The sequence below is a fragment of the Janthinobacterium sp. 1L-D-8-B-C4 genome (assembly GCF_057291295.1).
In genome coordinates this window covers 215,820-233,490 of the sequence record NZ_JBXAVX010000008.1, presented here as the reverse complement: position 1 = coordinate 233,490, position 17,671 = coordinate 215,820, and the positions used below count along the sequence as shown (strand labels likewise).

The 17,671-nt window shown below is 62.4% G+C and carries 14 protein-coding genes; 8 read left to right on the top strand and 6 right to left on the bottom strand.

What is annotated here, in order from left to right; genetic code table 11:
- Nucleotides 1–3 precede the first annotated feature (3 nt).
- From AC0Z42_RS16220 to argS, 5 genes are read right to left on the bottom strand one after another with little or no spacing between them, the layout of a single operon-like run.
- Nucleotides 4–798, bottom strand: coding sequence for a biotin--[acetyl-CoA-carboxylase] ligase (locus AC0Z42_RS16220; RefSeq protein WP_485469224.1), 795 nt, complete (start codon nt 796–798; stop codon nt 4–6).
- Nucleotides 795–1,583 (bottom strand): SDR family oxidoreductase, encoded by a 789-nt coding sequence (locus AC0Z42_RS16215; RefSeq protein ID WP_485469223.1) that lies wholly within the window; start codon nt 1,581–1,583, stop codon nt 795–797. The genes AC0Z42_RS16220 and AC0Z42_RS16215 overlap by 4 nt, the downstream gene beginning before the upstream one ends.
- A gap of 16 nt (nt 1,584–1,599) precedes the next feature.
- Nucleotides 1,600–2,268: a thiol:disulfide interchange protein DsbA/DsbL gene (locus AC0Z42_RS16210; protein WP_485469222.1), complete on the bottom strand. Its 669-nt coding sequence runs from the start codon at nt 2,266–2,268 to the stop codon at nt 1,600–1,602.
- Nucleotides 2,269–2,290: 22 nt separating this feature from the next.
- Nucleotides 2,291–3,013: an SPOR domain-containing protein gene (locus AC0Z42_RS16205; RefSeq protein ID WP_485469221.1), complete on the bottom strand. Its 723-nt coding sequence runs from the start codon at nt 3,011–3,013 to the stop codon at nt 2,291–2,293.
- Nucleotides 3,014–3,033: 20 nt separating this feature from the next.
- The gene (gene argS, locus AC0Z42_RS16200) at nt 3,034–4,743 is read right to left on the bottom strand and encodes an arginine--tRNA ligase (RefSeq protein WP_485469220.1); all 1,710 of its coding nucleotides are present in this window, start codon (nt 4,741–4,743) and stop codon (nt 3,034–3,036) included.
- A gap of 309 nt (nt 4,744–5,052) precedes the next feature.
- On the opposite strand from argS, the gene rsmB reads away from it, so the two are divergent.
- The 8 genes from rsmB to AC0Z42_RS16160 all read left to right on the top strand — a co-directional run bounded on the left by rsmB (nt 5,053) and on the right by AC0Z42_RS16160 (nt 13,269).
- The gene (gene rsmB / locus AC0Z42_RS16195) at nt 5,053–6,474 is read left to right on the top strand and encodes a 16S rRNA (cytosine(967)-C(5))-methyltransferase RsmB (protein ID WP_485469219.1); all 1,422 of its coding nucleotides are present in this window, start codon (nt 5,053–5,055) and stop codon (nt 6,472–6,474) included.
- 73 nt (nt 6,475–6,547) lie between these two features.
- Complete coding sequence (locus AC0Z42_RS16190) at nt 6,548–7,072, top strand: DUF4390 domain-containing protein (RefSeq protein ID WP_485469266.1); 525 nt, start codon at nt 6,548–6,550, stop codon at nt 7,070–7,072.
- Complete coding sequence (locus AC0Z42_RS16185) at nt 7,072–9,351, top strand: sensor histidine kinase (RefSeq protein ID WP_485469218.1); 2,280 nt, start codon at nt 7,072–7,074, stop codon at nt 9,349–9,351. The genes AC0Z42_RS16190 and AC0Z42_RS16185 overlap by 1 nt, the downstream gene beginning before the upstream one ends.
- 114 nt (nt 9,352–9,465) lie before the next feature.
- The gene (locus AC0Z42_RS16180; protein WP_485469217.1) at nt 9,466–10,188 is read left to right on the top strand and encodes a response regulator; all 723 of its coding nucleotides are present in this window, start codon (nt 9,466–9,468) and stop codon (nt 10,186–10,188) included.
- Nucleotides 10,185–10,583, top strand: coding sequence for a GTPase (locus AC0Z42_RS16175; RefSeq protein WP_485469216.1), 399 nt, complete (start codon nt 10,185–10,187; stop codon nt 10,581–10,583). The genes AC0Z42_RS16180 and AC0Z42_RS16175 overlap by 4 nt, the downstream gene beginning before the upstream one ends.
- Before the next feature lie 151 nt (nt 10,584–10,734).
- Nucleotides 10,735–10,992, top strand: coding sequence for a BTH_I0359 family protein (locus tag AC0Z42_RS16170; RefSeq protein ID WP_308923806.1), 258 nt, complete (start codon nt 10,735–10,737; stop codon nt 10,990–10,992).
- An 87-nt stretch (nt 10,993–11,079) separates the two neighbouring features.
- Nucleotides 11,080–11,859: a class II glutamine amidotransferase gene (locus AC0Z42_RS16165; protein ID WP_485469215.1), complete on the top strand. Its 780-nt coding sequence runs from the start codon at nt 11,080–11,082 to the stop codon at nt 11,857–11,859.
- Between the two features lie 129 nt (nt 11,860–11,988).
- Nucleotides 11,989–13,269 (top strand): EAL and HDOD domain-containing protein, encoded by a 1,281-nt coding sequence (locus AC0Z42_RS16160; RefSeq protein WP_485469214.1) that lies wholly within the window; start codon nt 11,989–11,991, stop codon nt 13,267–13,269.
- Nucleotides 13,270–13,328: 59 nt separating this feature from the next.
- Here the strand turns inward: AC0Z42_RS16160 and metH are convergent, their stop codons facing one another.
- Entirely contained in the window at nt 13,329–17,126 is a 3,798-nt protein-coding gene (gene metH, locus AC0Z42_RS16155; protein ID WP_485469213.1) for a methionine synthase, read from the bottom strand.
- Nucleotides 17,127–17,671 lie beyond the last annotated feature (545 nt).

Here is a 17,671-nt window from a genome sequence, read left to right as displayed (position 1 = left end):
TGCTCACTCCTGCGCCAGGCGCAAGGAGACGTCGCCGGACATGATTTCCACCAGGCCCGCTTCAGTTGCCAGTAGCAGCCGGCCTTGCTGGTCGACGCCAGCGGCAATGCCTTGCTGCAGCAGCTGGCCGTTGTCGAGGATGTTTACCTGCTGGCCCTGCCACGCGTGGAGCTGGTTCCAGCGCTCGGTAAACGGCGCAAAACCGGTATCGTCGAATTCGGCCAGTATGCCGGCCAGCCGGCCAAGCAAGGCGGCGACCAGGGCGTTGCGCTCCATCTGCGCCAGCCAGGGCACGGCCGATACGCTGCGGCCGATTTGCTGTTCCAGCGCGTCGGGCATGGTCAGGTTGATGCCGCAGCCGATCACCGCCCACACGCCGGCATCTTGAGCCTGCCGGGTTTCGACCAGAATGCCGGCCAGTTTGCTGCCGTCCTTGATCAGGTCATTCGGCCATTTCAGTTGCACCGGCACGCCCAGCGTACCCATGGTCTCGGCCAGCGCCACGCCGACAGCCAGCGGCAATCCCACCAGCGCATGCAGCGGTCCCTTGAAACGCCAGGCCAGCGAGAACATCAGGCTGGCGTCCGCCTGCGACAGCCACGGCCGGCCGGCGCGTCCGCGGCCGGCCGTCTGCTGGCCGGCGATGCGCAGGGTGGGGCCTCTGAGCTGCGCGCAGCGCGCCAGCAGGTCGGCATTGGTCGAGCCGGTTTCGTCGACCACTTCGATGGCGACATGGGAGGCGCCGGTGGCGCAAAGGGCGGCGATGGCCGCGCTGTTCAAATCAGAATGGAGGGTCATGGGAGCGGCTGCGTGCCAGCCGCAGGCTGGCGGGCTTTATGGGGAGCGCTGGCAAAGGCCAGGTCGTAGACGGCATTGGGCAGCAGGCGCAGCAGCTTGGCCACCACGCCCATTTGCCAGGGAATCACGCGGTAGCTGTCGCCGTCGCCAATCGCGCGCGCGGCGCGGCGCGCAAAGGCGTCGGCTGGCATCAGGAACGGCATGCGGTAGGCGTTGTGGCGCGTCATCGGCGTATCGATATAGCCGGGCGTGATGGTGACGACGCGGATGCCGGCAGGTTTCAATTCCAGGCGCAGCGATTCGCAGTAGCTGATCACGGCCGCCTTGGAGGCGCTGTAGGCTTCGGCGCCGGGCAGGCCGCGGATGCCGGCCACGCTGGCGATGCCGACCAGGCGCCCGCTGCCTTGCGCTTTCATGGCGGTGATGAATGGCGCAAAGGTGGCCACGGTGGCGTTGACGTTGATGGCCATCACACTGGCAAAGACGGATAAATCTTCCGCGTGTTCGGTCAGGGTGCCCACCGAGACGCCGGCGCTGGCGATGACCACGTCGATGCGTCCGGCATGGGCCAGGAAATCGTCGGCGGCCTGCTTCAGCGCGCCATGGTCGCAGACATCGACGGCGTAGGCGCGGTGCAGTTCGGGCCGGGGCAGGGAAGCGATCAGCTGACCGAGCGCCTCGCCGCGGCGGGCCAGCAGGCCAAGTTGCGCGCCTTCGCTGGCGTACTGGCGCGCCAGCGCGGCGCCCAGGCCGCTGGACGCGCCGGTGATAAAGACCCGTTGCATCAGGTGATGCCCATGCTTATTTCTTTTCCGCTTTGGCCTTGGCCACCAGCACGTCCATCACCGTCAGGGCCTGGGCGTTCAGCTGTTCTTCGTTCTTCGCCGATTTGCTGCCCTGGTCGGCCTGCGATGGCGAGGTGATGTAGCGGCCATCGATGGCGATCATCGGCCAGAAAGTGACGTTATAGCCTTGCATCATGGCGTCAGCCTTGCGCACGCGGGCCGCAGTGCCCATCGAGCGGTAGGTGTCGATGAACTTCTGGCGATCGACGCCCTGCTTGGCGACGAAGTCGAACACGGCGTCGTCACTGTTCAGGCGGTTATGCTCTACATGCATGGCCTGGAAGACCTTGCCATGCAGTTGGTCCAGCAGGCCCATCGCCTGCAAGGTGAAGAACAGCCGCTGCTGCGGCGCCACGCTGGCGTCGCGCGACACGTGCACGCGCTTGAAGACAATATTGTCGCCTTGCTTCTTGACCCAGGCCGCCAGTTGCGGCTCCAGCACATTGCAATGCGGGCAGTAATAGGCGAAAAATTCCGTCACTTCGATCTTCTTGCCCGCTTCGGTCGGCTGGGTCGTGGCCAGGGTTTCGTACTCGACGCCGTTCTTCGGCTCGGCTGGCGACGCATGGGCGAAGGCGGCGCTGCACAGGGCGACGGCAAACAATACTGTATTCAGAAAACGCATGCTGCTTCCTTGTTTTGATGACTCATTTGGAATTCCTGACAACGGCGACATCGACACCGTTTTCGGACAGTTTGGTGCGCGCGCGGTTCATCGCATCGAGCTGGTTGAAGGGGCCGACACGCACGCGGTGCAGCACGCCGGCATCGGTGCTGCGGTCGCTGATGGCTGCCTCAAAGCCCAGCAGGGCCAGTTTGCCACGCGTGCTTTCAGCGTCCGCCATCTCATGGAAAGCGCCGGCCTGCAGATAATAAATCCATTTGTCGCCGGCTGCATCGGCCTTGGCTTGCGCCGGCGGTGTGGCTGATACGGCGGGCGCCGGAGCTGCCGCTGGCACGGTCGGCGCCGCAGCCGTGGCCTTGGGCGCCGGCTTGTCCTTCAGGGTGCCGATCAATTCCTGCAGCGCGTCCGGCGGTGGCGGCCGTGGCGTGGTCGGTGGCGCCGCCGGCGCCGTGATCTGGCCCGGCAAGGCCAGTTCGCGTGGCTCCTTCGAGAAATCGCGCGCCGCTTCCCGCGCCGCTTCCTTGTTGCCATACATCGGCTTGTTCGGGTCGGCGATCTGGCCGGCCGTCGGCTCAGCCGACTTGCCCACCTTGCCCGACTTGTCGGTGAACGGCGAATTGCCTTTGGAAATGACCAGCGCCACCACCACGGCGATGCCCAGGCCGACCACCAGGCCGATAATGATGCCGACCAGCGTATTGCCCTGCTGGCGGCGGCTGGAAGTAAAGCGGGAAGCTTGATTCATGAAGGTTTGGACCTTTGCGTTTACATTTTGTTTGGCGCGGAGACGCCGATCAGTGCCAGGCCGTTGCGCAGCACCTGGCGCGCGGCCAGTACCAGCGCCAGACGGGCCATTTTCACGGCCTCGTCCTCGACCAGCACTTTTTCCGCAAAATAGAAGCTGTGCAGGTTGGCGGCCAGGTCGCGCAGGTAGAACGCCACCTGGTGCGGTCCCAGTTCGGCCTGCGCGCGCGCCAGCATTTCCGGATAGGCTGCCAGAGTGGCCAGCAAGGTCGCTTCGGTTGGCGCCACCAGCGGCGACAGGTCGGCGCCGGCAATCGCGCTTTCGTCGCCGCCCCAGTTTTCCAGGATGCGGCAGATGCGCGCATGCGCGTACTGCACGTAATAGACCGGGTTTTCATCGGTGGTTTTCAAGGCCACGTCGACGTCGAACACGAATTCGGTGTCAGCCTTGCGCGAGATGAGGAAGAAGCGCACGGCGTCACGGCCCTTGGCGATATCGCCGCCGCCCGACCATTCGATCAGGTCGCGCACGGTAACGTAGGAACCGGCGCGTTTCGAGATTTTCACCTCTTCGCCATCCTTCATGACGGTGACCATCTTGTGCAGCACGTAGTCGGGGTAGCCTTGCGCGATGCCCATGTCGAGCGCCTGCAGGCCGGCGCGCACGCGGGCGATGGTGCCGTGGTGGTCGCTGCCCTGGATATTGATCGCCTGCACGAAACCGCGCTGCCACTTGACCAGGTGATATGCCACGTCCGGCACGAAATACGTATAGGTGCCGTCGGTCTTGCGCATCACGCGGTCCTTGTCGTCCGCATAGTCGGTGGTGCGCAGCCACAGCGCGCCGTCCTGTTCGTAGGTGTGGCCGGCCTTGACCAGGGTTTCCACGGCGCTGTTGACCTTGCCGTCCTTGTACAGCGAAGATTCAAGATAGTAATTGTCGAACTTCACGCCGAAGGCCTGCAGGTCGATGTCCTGCTCGTTGCGCAGGTAGGTGACGGCAAACGGGCGGATCGAATCGATGTCCTCGATATTGCCATTCGCGGTGGCGGGCTGGCCGTCGCTGGCCGAGACCGTCTTGCCGGCCTTGAAATCGTCGGCGATTTCCTGGATGTAGTCGCCGTTGTAGGCCGATTCCGGCCACTCGGCGTCGCCCGGCTTGTAGCCGCGCGCGCGCGCCTGCACCGAATTGGCCAGGGTCTGGATCTGCACGCCGGCGTCGTTGTAATAGAACTCGCGCGTGACTTTGTAGCCTTGCGCGTCGAACAGGGACGACAGGGCGTCGCCCAGCGCCGCCTGGCGGCCGTGGCCCACGTGTAGCGGGCCGGTCGGATTGGCCGAGACGAATTCCAGGATCACCTGCTTGCCGGCGCCAGCGTTGCTGCGGCCGTAGTTGCTGCCTTCTTGCAAGATGGTGCCCACCACCGCCTGCTTGGCGGCGTTCGACACGCGCACGTTGATAAAGCCGGGGCCGGCGATTTCCACTGCCTCGATCAGGCCCTTGCCGGCCGGGTTGGCCAGCACGGCGGCGACGATGGTTTGCGCCAGTTCGCGTGGATTCTGTTTCAACTGCTTGGCCAGTTGCATGGCGATATTGCAGGCGACGTCGCCATGCGATGCGTCGCGTGGTCGCTCCAGCACCACGGCAGGCGCGAGCGAGGTGCCGGCCAGTACGGGAGCGAGGGCGGCCTGGAACAGGGCGATGATTTCTTGTTTCTGTTGGGCGAGCATGAGCAGGATGGCGGCGGAACCGCGTTAAGATTGAATAGAATGGATCAGAATGCAAGACGGACGACGGTCGATGCCGTCGCCCGGACTGCGGTAATTATACTGGTTTGCCGGCTGGAACAATACGCGGCCATTGGTGCATGAAAACATCAACCTGGCCAGTTCCGCTTGTATATATGCACTTTTTTGCAGCGAAATGCCCGGATCGCTGCAATCGATTGGTGCAGAGGGCCTGACAAACGCTACAATCGTCCCTTTATGATGACGCGCGATCGTGATTTTTCCGCCGCGCGCAGCCACACCGGATAATTTATGAACAAGCGCCCCACGCTGAAACTGAAAACCAGGCCAGCGCCTGCCGCCGCGCCTGCCGCCGCAAAATTGCGTCCCAGCTACCATCCCGACCTGAAACCGGTCTTGCAGCCAGGCTTCCAGCCTGACCTGCGCGCCGATTCGCTGGCCTTTTGCCTGCTGGGCGCGGCCAATGCCGTGGCCCAGGTGCGCACCGGCACGGCGCTGCCGCAGGCGCTGGCCAAAGTGTTTGCGCAGTCGAATGCCAGCGCCCAGGCGCGCGGCGCGATCCAGGATATTTCCTACCGTACCATGCGCCAGCTGGGCCGCAGCGAGACGCTGGTCGGCCTGATGACTTCCAAGGCGCCCGAGCCGCCGATGCTGGCCGCGCTGCTGTGCTGCGCGCTGTCGCTGATGTCGCCCGAGCCGGGCGAGCAGCCGTACGAGGAATTCACGGTGGTCGATCAGGCCGTTACGGTGGCCACCTCGCACCCGGACCTGGCGCACGCCAAGGGCATGGTCAACGCCGTGCTGCGCCGTTTCCTGCGCGAACGCAAGTCCTTGCTGGAAGCGGCCTTGCAGCAGCCGCTGGCGCAATGGAATTATCCGCAGTGGTGGATCGACGCGCTGCGCGTGGCCTATCCGCGTGATTGGCAGGCGATCCTGACGGCCGGCAATGCCGTGCCGCCGCTGACCCTGCGCGTGAACCGCCGCAAGAGCACGGTGGAAGCTTACCTGGCCGTGCTGGCGGAAGCCGGTATCGCCGCACGCCAGGTCGGGCCGTTTGCGGTGCGCCTGGACAAGCCGATCGGCGTGGCGCTGATCCCCGGCTTCGAACAGGGCGTGGTGTCGGTGCAGGATGCCGGCGCGCAGCTGGCCGCGCCGCTGCTCGACTTGCACGATGGCATGCGCGTGCTTGACGCCTGCGCCGCACCCGGCGGCAAGACCTGCCATATCCTGGAACTGGCCGACGTGCAGGTGACAGCCATCGACGCCGACGCCAAGCGCCTGCCGCGCATCGCCGAAAACCTCGAGCGCCTGGGCCTGGACGCGACCCTGAAGGCGCAGGACGCGCAATCGAGCGCCTGGTGGGACGGCCAGCAGTACGACCGCATCCTGGCCGACGTGCCGTGCACCGCCTCGGGCATCGTGCGCCGCCACCCGGACATCCGCTGGCTGCGCCGCAAGGGTGATGCATTGCAACTTGCAACACTTTCGTCCAAAATTCTGGACAATCTGTGGCAGATGCTGCGCCCCGATGGTAAATTGCTGTTCGTGACCTGCTCACTGTGGCCACAGGAGTCCGAGGCGCAGGCGGCGGCATTTGCGGTGCGCAATAACGCGACCCGTTTGACAGCCCCTGGCCAGCTGTTGCCGACCGGCAGCGCGGAGCAGGACCATGACGGTTTGTTCTATGCGCTATTTCAAAAAAATGCGGCTTGAGCGATACGTCGCCCCTTTTTTCACGGATACCACCGGCCACCACGTGACATTTTTCCGATTCCTGTCCCTGCTGATGCTGCTGGCATGCCTGACGCCACGCGCGCATGCCGCCGATGTGGTCGAGATCACGCGCGCCTATATCGAGTCGGGCGAAGAGGGCTACAAGCTGGCCGCCAGTTATTCATTCGACCTCAATCACGACCTCGACGACGCGGTGCAGCATGGCGTGCCGCTGTTTTTCACGACGGAAATCGAACTGACCCGGCCGCGCTGGTACTGGTTCGATGAAAAAGCCATCGTGGCGCGCCAGACCAGCCGCCTGTCATACAACGTGCTGACGCGGCAATACCATGTCTCGCTGGGCGGCCTGCAGCAAAGCTTCGCTACCCTGGACGACGCGCTGTTTTTGATCCGGCGGCCCAGCCGCTGGCTGGTGGCGGCGCGCGGCGCGCTGAAAGTGGGGCAGACCTATAACGTCACCTTGCGCATGGGCATGGACCGCGACTACCTGCCCAAGCCGATCCAGGTCAACGCCTTCAATAACAGCGACTGGCGCCTGGCTTCGAACAAAAAAACCTTCTTGTATACGGCCGAGTAGTGACCCAGGCATTGCGCTATCTGCTGGTGGTGGGCGGCGGCATCGTCAGCATCCTGCTGTTCCTGCTGGCGTCCGCTTCCGACAACTCCGGCTTCTTCGACCGTTATTACACCTGGCTGCTGGGCCTGAACGCGGCCGTCGCCGTGTCCTTGCTGGCGCTGGTCGGCATTTCACTGGGCCGGCTGTATGCGCGTTACAAGAGCGGCAAGTTCGGCTCGAAGCTGATGATGCGCCTGGTGATGCTGTTTGCCGCAGTCGGCATCCTGCCCGGCCTGGTGATTTTTCTGGTTTCCTTGCAGTTTGTCTCCCATTCAATCGAATCGTGGTTCAACGTCAAGATCGAAGCGGCGCTGGAGTCCGGCCTGGAATTGGGCCGCGCCGGCCTGGACGCGGCGCTGGTCGAACTCGATCATCGCGGCAAGAATGCGGTCGATGAATTGCGCGCCGACCCCGTGGCCGGCCCGGCAGTGCTGACCAGCCTGCTGCGCGAAGAGGGCATGCAGAACGTGATGGTGGTCAGCGGCGACGGCATGCTGCTGGCCAGCGCCGGCCCGCACAGCGGCGCCGACCTGCCGACGGCGGCCATGCTGGCGCAGGCGGCAACGCCGGCCGGCTATGCCTCGGCCGAAGGCGGCGCCGAGCTGCATGACGACAGCGAGTCGGGCGGTGGCGGCATGCGCGCCGGGCCACCGTCGTCGCTGGACGCCGCCGCCAGTTTGCGCCTGCGCGTGCTGGTGGCCGTACCGGGCCCGTCCGTATCGCCACGCTATTTGCAACTGCTCAAGTCGGTGCCGCCCAAGCTGGCCACCAATGGCGAGATGCTGCGTGGCGCCTACAGCGAATACAAGGAACGCTTTGTCGCGCGCGAGGGACTGCGCAAGATGTACATGGAAATTCTCACCCTGACCCTGCTGCTGGCCATTTTTGGCGCCATCGGCAGCGCTTTTTTGATCGCCAGCAACCTGGCCCAGCCGCTGCTGCTGCTGGCCGAAGGCACGCGCGCGGTGGCCGAGGGCGACCTGTCGCCGCGCCCTATTGTTGCCTCGCGCGATGAACTCGGTACCCTGACGCAGTCGTTCAATATCATGACGCGCCAGTTGCTTGATGCGCGCACGGCGGTCGAAAGCAACCGCGCTGCCTTGCAGAACGCCAAGGCCCACCTGGAATCGGTGCTGGCCAATATGTCGGCCGGCGTGATGGTGCTCGATGGCGACTTCAAGCTCGTCACCTGCAATGAATCGGTCGAGCGCATCTTGCAGCATGCGGGCGTGACCATGGTGGGCCAGCCGCTGGCCGGCATTGCCGGGATCGAGGAATTCGGCACCGCCATCGTCAGCGCCTTTTCGGCGCAGAGCGCGCAATCGGCGTCGGGCCGCAACTTGCAGCGCCTGCACTGGCAGCGCCAGATCGAAATTCCGCGCCGCCTGGGCAGCAGCGCCGACGAGAACGACATCACCTTGCTGGCGCGCGGCTCGCGCCTGCCGCTCGAGTCCGGCAGCGGCTACATCGTCGTGTTCGATGATATTTCCGATGTGATTTCGGCCCAGCGCTCGATCGCCTGGGGCGAAGTGGCGCGCCGCCTGGCGCATGAAATCAAGAACCCGCTGACGCCGATCCAGCTGTCGGCCGAGCGATTGCAGATGAAGCTCGAAGGCAAGCTGGAGCAAAGCGACGCCGACTTGCTGGGCCGCGCCACCACCACCATCGTCAAGCAGGTCGATGCGATGAAACGCATGGTCGACGACTTCCGCGACTATGCGCGCACGCCGCCGGCGGTGCTCGCGCCACTGCGTTTGAATGAGCTGATCGAGGAGATACTGAACCTCTACCTGGGCGGCGACGACGGCGACATCATCCATCCGCAACTGGCGCCGAACCTGCCGATGGTGATGGGCGATCCGACCCAGTTGCGCCAGGTGATACACAACCTGCTGCAGAACGCGCAGGACGCCATGGCCGACTTGCCGGAGGGCACTCCGCATCCCCGCATTGACGTACGCACCGAAGCAATTCATTATCGCAGTGCGGACGGTGGCGTAAACGTTGCCGTGCGCATGGCCATTACCGATAACGGCCCTGGTTTCGCGCCGAAGATCCTGGCGCGTGCGTTCGAGCCGTATGTCACGTCCAAGGCGCGCGGCACCGGCCTGGGTCTGGCGATGGTGAAGAAAATCATCGACGAACACGGTGGACGCATCGATATCGAGAATCGTGAGGACAGCAGTGGCGCTTCAGTTGTCATTTTGCTGTTAAAGTTAGCTCCCGACGCTGTGGCTTAGCATTGTGCTGGCGAACACGTCTGGTTTAGTATGTAAAACACCAATAAAATCATAGTTGTCCGCCGCGTGCCGTTCGGGTGCGCGGGGCGGCGAAATGAGGAAGGCAAGACACGAATGGCAAACATACTCGTAGTGGATGATGAAATGGGTATCCGTGAGTTGCTCTCGGAGATACTGGGTGACGAAGGCCATGCTATCCAGCTGGCCGAAAATGCGCAGCAGGCGCGCGAAGCACGCGCCGCCGGTGCGCCCGACCTGGTGCTGCTGGATATCTGGATGCCCGATACCGACGGCGTGACCCTGCTCAAGGAATGGCAGCGCGATGGCTTGCTGACGATGCCGGTGATCATGATGTCGGGCCACGCCACGATCGATACGGCGGTCGAAGCAACGCGCATCGGTGCGCTCAACTTCCTGGAAAAGCCGATTGCCCTGCAAAAATTGTTGAAAGCGGTGCAGCAAGGCCTGACGCGCGCCCAGGAAACCGTGCGTGCGCCGGCCGCCGCGCCGCGCCCGGTGGCGCCGGCGCCTGCCGAAGAAAGCAGCAGCCATCCGACGCCCAGCTTTGGTGGCAGCGCGCCGCAGCAGATGATGGTGCGCCCCGGCATCGCCGCCCCGGCCCAGGCCGAAGGCCATGGCTACAATCTGTCGTTCGACCTGCCGCTGCGCGAGGCGCGCGACGCCTTCGAACGCATGTATTTCGAACACCACCTGGGCCGCGAAGGCGGCAGCATGACCCGCGTGGCGGAAAAGACGGGCCTGGAACGTACCCACCTGTACCGCAAGCTCAAGCAACTGGGTGTGGAACCGGGCAAGCTGGCCAAGAAGAACCTGTGACGGCAGCAGTGCGGCCGTTGACGCCGCTGACCCTGGTCAGCGGCGCCAGGGCCAGCGACCGCGAAGCGGCCATCGCGCAAGCACTGCCACCGCAGCAAGCCGTTGCCGTGATCCTCGAAGGATTGGCTGACGGTAACTCCATCCTGGCCGACCTGGCCGAAGAAATTTCCCCTCCCGCCTCCTTGCAATTGTTGCGCATCGCGCCCGGTTGCCTGTGCTGCAGCGGCAATCTGGTATTGCGTGTAACATTGAATCGTCTTTTGCGCCAACCGCCCGCGCATTTGTTCATCAGCCTGGCCGACGCCACGCATATCGGACAACTGCGCAACTGGCTTACCGCCAGTCCCTACGATGCCTGGCTGGCGCTGGAGCCCGACCTGAGCATTACCGCCTGACCGTTATTGCCGTAGCCGTCCCGATCGCAGCTTGCATCTCGTTACAACTACTTTCCCTGCAGGGCGGGATCGCGCTTGAAATGACATGGCCTGGTCCCCACCTCTGTTCTGAAACCGCAGGAGTTCCTCCTGCTTGAGCGAAGGACGCACAATGAACCTGATCTATAACAGCGAGCAATACAGCGTCGTGGAATTCGGCGCCGACCGCAACCTCGACGCCTTGCGTTTCGGCGGCTATGAAATCGTCGACAAGAGCGGCAAGCGCGAAACCTTTATCGCCGGCGTACTGGCGCAAAATTTTCGCCGCGATGTCAGCGAGCTGATCGCCAGCGAACCGACCATGGAAGAAATTGATGAATTTCTAGGCAGCTACGATTCCCTGATGAGCCAGCCCGTGCTGTTGCACTGATGCCCTGCGGTATGGTGGCGATCGCCACCATACCCATTCCCTTGGCGGCATGGTAAGGTGGCCGGGTTACCTTGTTGCAAACAGACCATGTGCCAACTTCTCGGAATGAATTGCAATGTCCCTACCGACATTGTCTTTAGTTTTACCGGCTTCGCCATGCGCGGCGGCCATACCGATACCCACCACGACGGCTGGGGCATCGCCTTTTTCGAAGGCGCCGGCGTGCGCCATTTCGTCGATCACCAGGCGGCCATCGCCTCGCCGGTGGCCGAGCTGATCAAACGCTATCCGATCAAGTCGCGCAATGCCATCGCGCATATCCGCAAGGCCACGCAAGGCCGGGTGGCGCTGGAAAACTGCCACCCTTTCGTGCGCGAACTGTGGGGCCGCTACTGGGTATTCGCCCACAATGGCGACCTGAAGGAATTCAATCCCGTGCTGAGCGGCAGCTATCGCCCGGTCGGCTGCACCGACAGCGAGCGGGCCTTCTGCTATCTGCTGCAGGAACTGCATGCGCGCTTCGGCGACGCGCCGCCGGGCTTGCCGCAGCTGCACGCGGCGCTGGCCGAGCTGGTGCCGGGCATCGCCGCGCACGGCACCTTCAACATGATGCTGTCGAGCGGCGAGGCGCTGTTTGCCCATTGCTCGACCAGCTTGCACTATCTGGTGCGACAGCATCCGTTTCCAACTGCTAAACTATCCGACGAAGACCTCAGCGTGGATTTTTCCCAGGTCACCACGCCGCAGGACCGGGTAGCCGTGATCGTCACGCAGCCATTGACGACCAACGAGCAATGGACGGCGTTCGCGCCCGGTGAATTGAAGCTGTTTGTAGACGGCGCGGTACAAGAAGCGCCCATGACTTAATTTGTTGACGACAATACCTGGCAATGCTGCCAAAATAGCCAGTAGCGCGGGCACATGGTATTGTCAATAGTGAACCCTGACGCAGGCGTGGCGCCGCCAGTGTCACTCGACGTGATTGATGAAGATTTAATGATCGATATTTCCAGCAACGACATCACCCCGAAACCCTTGCGCGTGCGCGAGTTCTATCTGGGGCGACAGCCCATCCTCGACCGCAACCAGGCCTTGTTCGGCTATGAGTTGCTATTTCGCAACGCTCCGGTCGGGCCTGCAAACATCACCAGCGACCTGTCGGCCACGGCCAGCGTGATCGCCCATGCCTCGCAGCTGGGCATGGAAAAGGTGGTTGGCGACGCACTCGGCTTCGTCAATGTCGACGCCGATGTGATCATGAGCGATATCTTCAGTTTCCTGCCGCGCGAAAAAGTGGTGCTGGAAATCGTCGAATCGATGACGGTCACGCCGGAGTTGCGCGCGCGCATCAGCGAACTGGCCAGCCATGGTTTTGTCTTTGCGCTGGAAAACGTGGTGGCCGATACGGCGCAAGTGCAGGAACTGCTGCCGCTGGTGCAATACGTCAAGATGGACATGCGCACGGTTGAACCTGCCACTCTGGCCAGCCTGGCGTCGCGCTTCAAGCGCGAGCAGAAAAAACTGGTGGCCGAAAAAGTCGAAACGCGCGAAGAGTTCAAGTCCACGCTTGACCTGGGATTCGATTACTTCCAGGGCTATTACTTTGCCAAGCCCGCCATCATGACGGGCAAGAAATTGTCGCCATCGCAACTGGCTGTGATGGAACTGATGACACTGGTGACCTCGGACGCCGACAATATGGACATCGAGCGCGCCATCAAGCGCGACGTGTCGCTGGCGCTGAACCTGCTGCGCCTGGTCAATACTCCGGCCGTCGGCGCGCGCCAGCGCATCGATTCGCTGAGCCAGGCCGTCAGCGTGCTGGGCCGCCGCCAGCTGCAGCGCTGGCTGCAAATCATGCTGTACGCCGAGCCAAGCAAGCGCGGCCACAGCATGACGCCATTGCTGATGCTGGCCACCACGCGTGGCCGCCTGCTCGAATTGCTGGCACACAAGCTGCGCCCGAACCATGCCCACTCGGCCGATATCGCCTTTACGGTCGGCATCATGTCGCTGATGGACACGCTGTTCGGCGTGCCGATGGACGAGATCCTGAAACAGATCGAAGTGATCGACGAAGTAGCCGAAGCGCTGCTGTCGCGCGGCGGTTTCTATGGCGACTTGCTGCGCCTGGCCGAATGCATCGAGCGCATCGAAGACATGGAAAGCGAAATCGTGCCGACCCTGCGCGACCTGGCGATGTCGCCGGACGACCTGGTCGAGCTGGAAATGGCCGCTTATGAGTGGAGTGACAACGTAGTGCGTTATGCACTGTAAGCCACGCTGCTGAAAAAATCCCCGCATCGCTTGCGCCATGCGGGGATTTTTTTATCCGCTTACGACAGATTCGGCGCCAGCCAGCGCTCGATGTCTTCCTTCGGCACGCCGCGGCGCTTGACCATGTCTTCCACCTGGTCTTCACCGATCTTGCCGACCACGAAGTATTTCGATTCCGGGTGGGCAAAGTAAAAGCCGGAGACGGCCGCGCCGGGGAACATGGCCCAGGATTCCGTCAGCAGCATGCCGATCTCGCCGGCCTGCAGTACGTCGAACATTTCGCGTTTGACCGTATGCTCGGGGCAGGCGGGGTAGCCGGGCGCCGGGCGGATGCCGACGTATTTTTCGGCGATCATGTCGTCGTTGCTCAATGCTTCGCCTGCGGCATAGCCCCACAGGTCGGTGCGCACGCGCTCGTGCAGGTATTCGGCAAACGCCTCGGCCAGGCGGTCGGCCAGGGATTTGAGCATGATGGACGAGTAATCGTCGTGCGCGTCCTCGAAACGCTTTTCGTATTTCTCGATGCCCAGCCCTGACGTCACGGCAAACATGCCGATGTAATCCTTCACGCCCGATTCTTTTGGCGCAATAAAGTCGGCCAGGCACTGGTTCGGCCGCTGCACGCCGTCGATCACCGGTTTCACGCCCTGCTGGCGCATGCCGTAGTAGGTGAACGCCACGGTCGTGCGCGTGTCGTCGGTATAGATCTCGATATCGTCGTCGTTGACGCTGTTGGCCGGCAGCAGCGCCACCACGCCATTGGCCGTCAGCCAGCGTCCGTCGATCAGTTTTTTCAGCAGCGCCTGGCCTTCTGCATACACCTTGGTGGCCGCATCGCCCACCACCTCATCGGTCAGGATGGCGGGGAAGGGGCCGGCCAGGTCCCAAGTCTGGAAGAACGGACCCCAGTCGATGTATTGGGCCAGGGTTGCCAGGTCGACATTCTTGAACACGCGCCGGCCGATGAACTTCGGTTTCACCGGCGTGCTGGCGCCGTCAAACGGCAGCACCATCTTGTTGGCGCGCGATTTGGCGAGCGACAGGATCGGCAGTGCCTTCTTGTTGGCGTGCTGTTCGCGGATGCGCGCGTAATCGAGTTCGATGTCTTCCACATACTTGTCGCGATGCTCGGGCGTCAGCAGTGACTGCGCCACCGACACCGAACGCGAGGCGTCCGGCACATAGATGACAGGGCCTTCGTAGTTATGGGCGATCTTCACGGCCGTATGGGCGCGGCTGGTGGTGGCGCCGCCGATCAAGAGCGGGATCTTCAGCATGCGGAAGTGTTCGTCGCGCTGCATTTCCTTGGCCACATAGGCCATTTCTTCCAGCGACGGCGTGATCAGGCCCGACAGGCCGATGATGTCGGCGTTTTCCACCTTGGCGCGCGCCAGGATTTCCGAACACGGCACCATCACGCCCATGTTTACCACTTCGAAGTTATTACATTGCAGCACCACGGTGACGATATTCTTGCCGATATCGTGCACGTCGCCCTTCACGGTGGCCATGATAATCTTGCCTTTCGGCTTGGCAACGATGCCGGTGCGCTTTTCTTCCAGCAGCTTTTCTTCTTCGATAAACGGTATCAAGTGGGCCACGGCCTGTTTCATCACGCGCGCCGATTTCACCACCTGTGGCAGGAACATCTTGCCCTGGCCGAACAAGTCGCCAACCACGTCCATGCCGGCCATCAATGGCCCCTCGATCACATGGATCGGCCGCCCGCCGTTGTGCAGCAGTTCCTGGCGCGCTTCTTCCGTGTCTTCGACGATGAACTGCGTGATGCCATGCACCAGCGCATGCGACAGGCGCGCCTGCACCGTGCCTTCGCGCCAGGCCAGATTCTGCACATCGGCCTTGCCGCCGCCCGCTTTCAGGGTGCCGGCAAATTCGATCATGCGTTCGGTCGAGTCTTCGCGGCGGTTCAGCACCACGTCTTCCACCCGTTCGCGCAGTTCCGGGTCGAGGTTGTCGTACACGCCGACCATGCCGGCGTTGACGATGCCCATGGTCATGCCGGCCTTGATGGCGTGGTACAGGAACACGGTATGGATCGCTTCGCGGGCCGGGTCGTTGCCGCGGAAACTGAACGAGACGTTCGACACGCCACCCGAGATCTTGGCATGCGGCAGGTTGTCCTTGATCCAGCGCGTGGCGTTGATGAAGTCGACCGCGTAGTTGTTGTGCTCTTCGATGCCGGTGGCCACCGCAAAGATGTTCGGGTCGAAAATAATGTCTTCGGGCGGGAAGTCGAGCGAGTCGACCAGCAAATGATAGGCGCGCGCGCAGATCTCGATCTTGCGCTCGAACGTGTCGGCCTGGCCTTTTTCATCGAAGGCCATGACGATCACGGCCGCGCCGTAGCGGCGGCACAAGGTAGCCTGGCGCAGGAATTCGGCCTCGCCTTCCTTCATGGAAATCGAGTTGACGATGGCCTTGCCCTGCACGCATTTCAGGCCCGCTTCGATCACCGACCATTTCGACGAGTCGACCATGATGGGCACGCGCGAAATATCGGGCTCGGAGGCGATCAGGTTCAAGAAGCGCGTCATGGCGGCCAGCGAATCGAGCATCGCCTCGTCCATGTTGATGTCGATCACCTGGGCGCCGTTTTCCACCTGCTGGCGCGCCACCGACAAGGCTTCGTCGTACTGCTCGTTGAGTATCATGCGCGCAAACGCCTTCGAGCCCGTGACGTTGGTGCGCTCGCCCACGTTGACGAACAGCGAGTCGTCATTGACCACGAACGGCTCCAGGCCGGCCAGGCGCAGGTCGTGGCTCTTGGCCGGGACGGTGCGCGGCGTATTGTTTGACAGCAGCTCGCCGATCGCCTTGATGTGCTCCGGCGTAGTGCCGCAGCAGCCGCCGGCCATGTTCAAAAAGCCCGCATCGGCAAATTCGCGCAGCAGGGCGGAAGTGTCTTCTGGCAACTCGTCAAAGCCCGTGTCGCTCATCGGGTTGGGCAAGCCCGCGTTCGGGTAGATGCAGACAAACGTGTCGGCGATTTTCGACAGTTCTTCCGCGTACGGGCGCATCAGGGCCGCACCGAGCGCGCAGTTCAGGCCGATCGTCAGCGGCTTGGCGTGGCGGATGGAATTCCAGAAGGCGGGCACGGTCTGGCCCGACAGGATGCGGCCCGACGCATCGGTGACGGTGCCCGAAATCATCAGCGGCAGGCGCACCACTTGCGGGTTCTGCTCGTAGAACAGGTCGATCGCGAACAGCGCCGCCTTGCAGTTCAGGGTATCGAAAATGGTTTCCACCAGCAGCACGTCGGCGCCGCCTTCGACCAGGCCCTGGGTTTGCTGCAGGTAGGCCGCCACCAGCTGGTCAAACGTGACATTGCGCGCGGCCGGATCGTTCACGTCCGGCGAGATCGATGCTGTTTTCGGCGTGGGCCCCAGGGCGCCGGCGACGAAGCGCGGCTTGTCCGGCGTGGAATACTTGTCGCAGGCGGCGCGCGCCAGCCTGGCCGCCGCCACGTTCATCTCATAGGCCAGGTGGGCCATGTGATAGTCGTCCTGGGCGATCGTGGTGGCGCCAAAGGTGTTCGTTTCGATCAGGTCAGCGCCGGCCGCCAGATAGCGCTCGTGGATTTCCTGGATGATGTGCGGCTGCGTCAGTGTCAATAACTCATTATTGCCTTTGACGAACAACTCGCGCGCGCCCGAGCCGGCCGGCGCCGCGAAGTCGATGAAGCGGCCTTGCGGCCCGCCGCGATACGCCACTTCGTCGAGCTTGTATTGCTGGATGATCGTGCCCATCGCGCCGTCGAGGATCATGATCCGCTGCGCCATGATGGCGCGCAAGGAGACTTCGGTCGGGGACAGGGCGGGGATCACGGTATCGTTCATTTCATGCTTTCAATAGGCAACGGGCGGCGGCGCGGTGGAGGAGACGTTGCGCATCAGCAGGATCAGCCGACGGAGTGCGCCGGCCGGATAGGCTGGCGGAGGGTGGCAATCGCCTGATTTCACCGGGTCTAAAATTATACGGCATCGCGCAGTTTTGGTTTCAGGCAAAAGCCCTCGCCAGCTGTCGATGCGCCATCCACGCAACACATTAGCATGCCAAAAAATCAATTAATTGTATCATCGCGCTTTCTCTCACATTCTCTCCTGCATTACATTTGTAAAAATCTCGGCTGAATTGTTAATTATTTAAAAGATATCATGTTGATAGTCACTCTTTATGTGGAAAAATCCCCACATTTTTTGTAAATCGGTGAAAATTTTTTTATGAAGCAACTGCCAATGTTCTATATGAAAACAAAGCTTGATTTGCGGCAACGCAGAGCGAGAGCGGTAATGCCTAAAATAAAGGTTGTCGGTGAGTTATGTTAATTACTGCCGCGAATAGGGAAGCCAAAGTCATTAACAGTTGTCTTTAGGAATTTTAT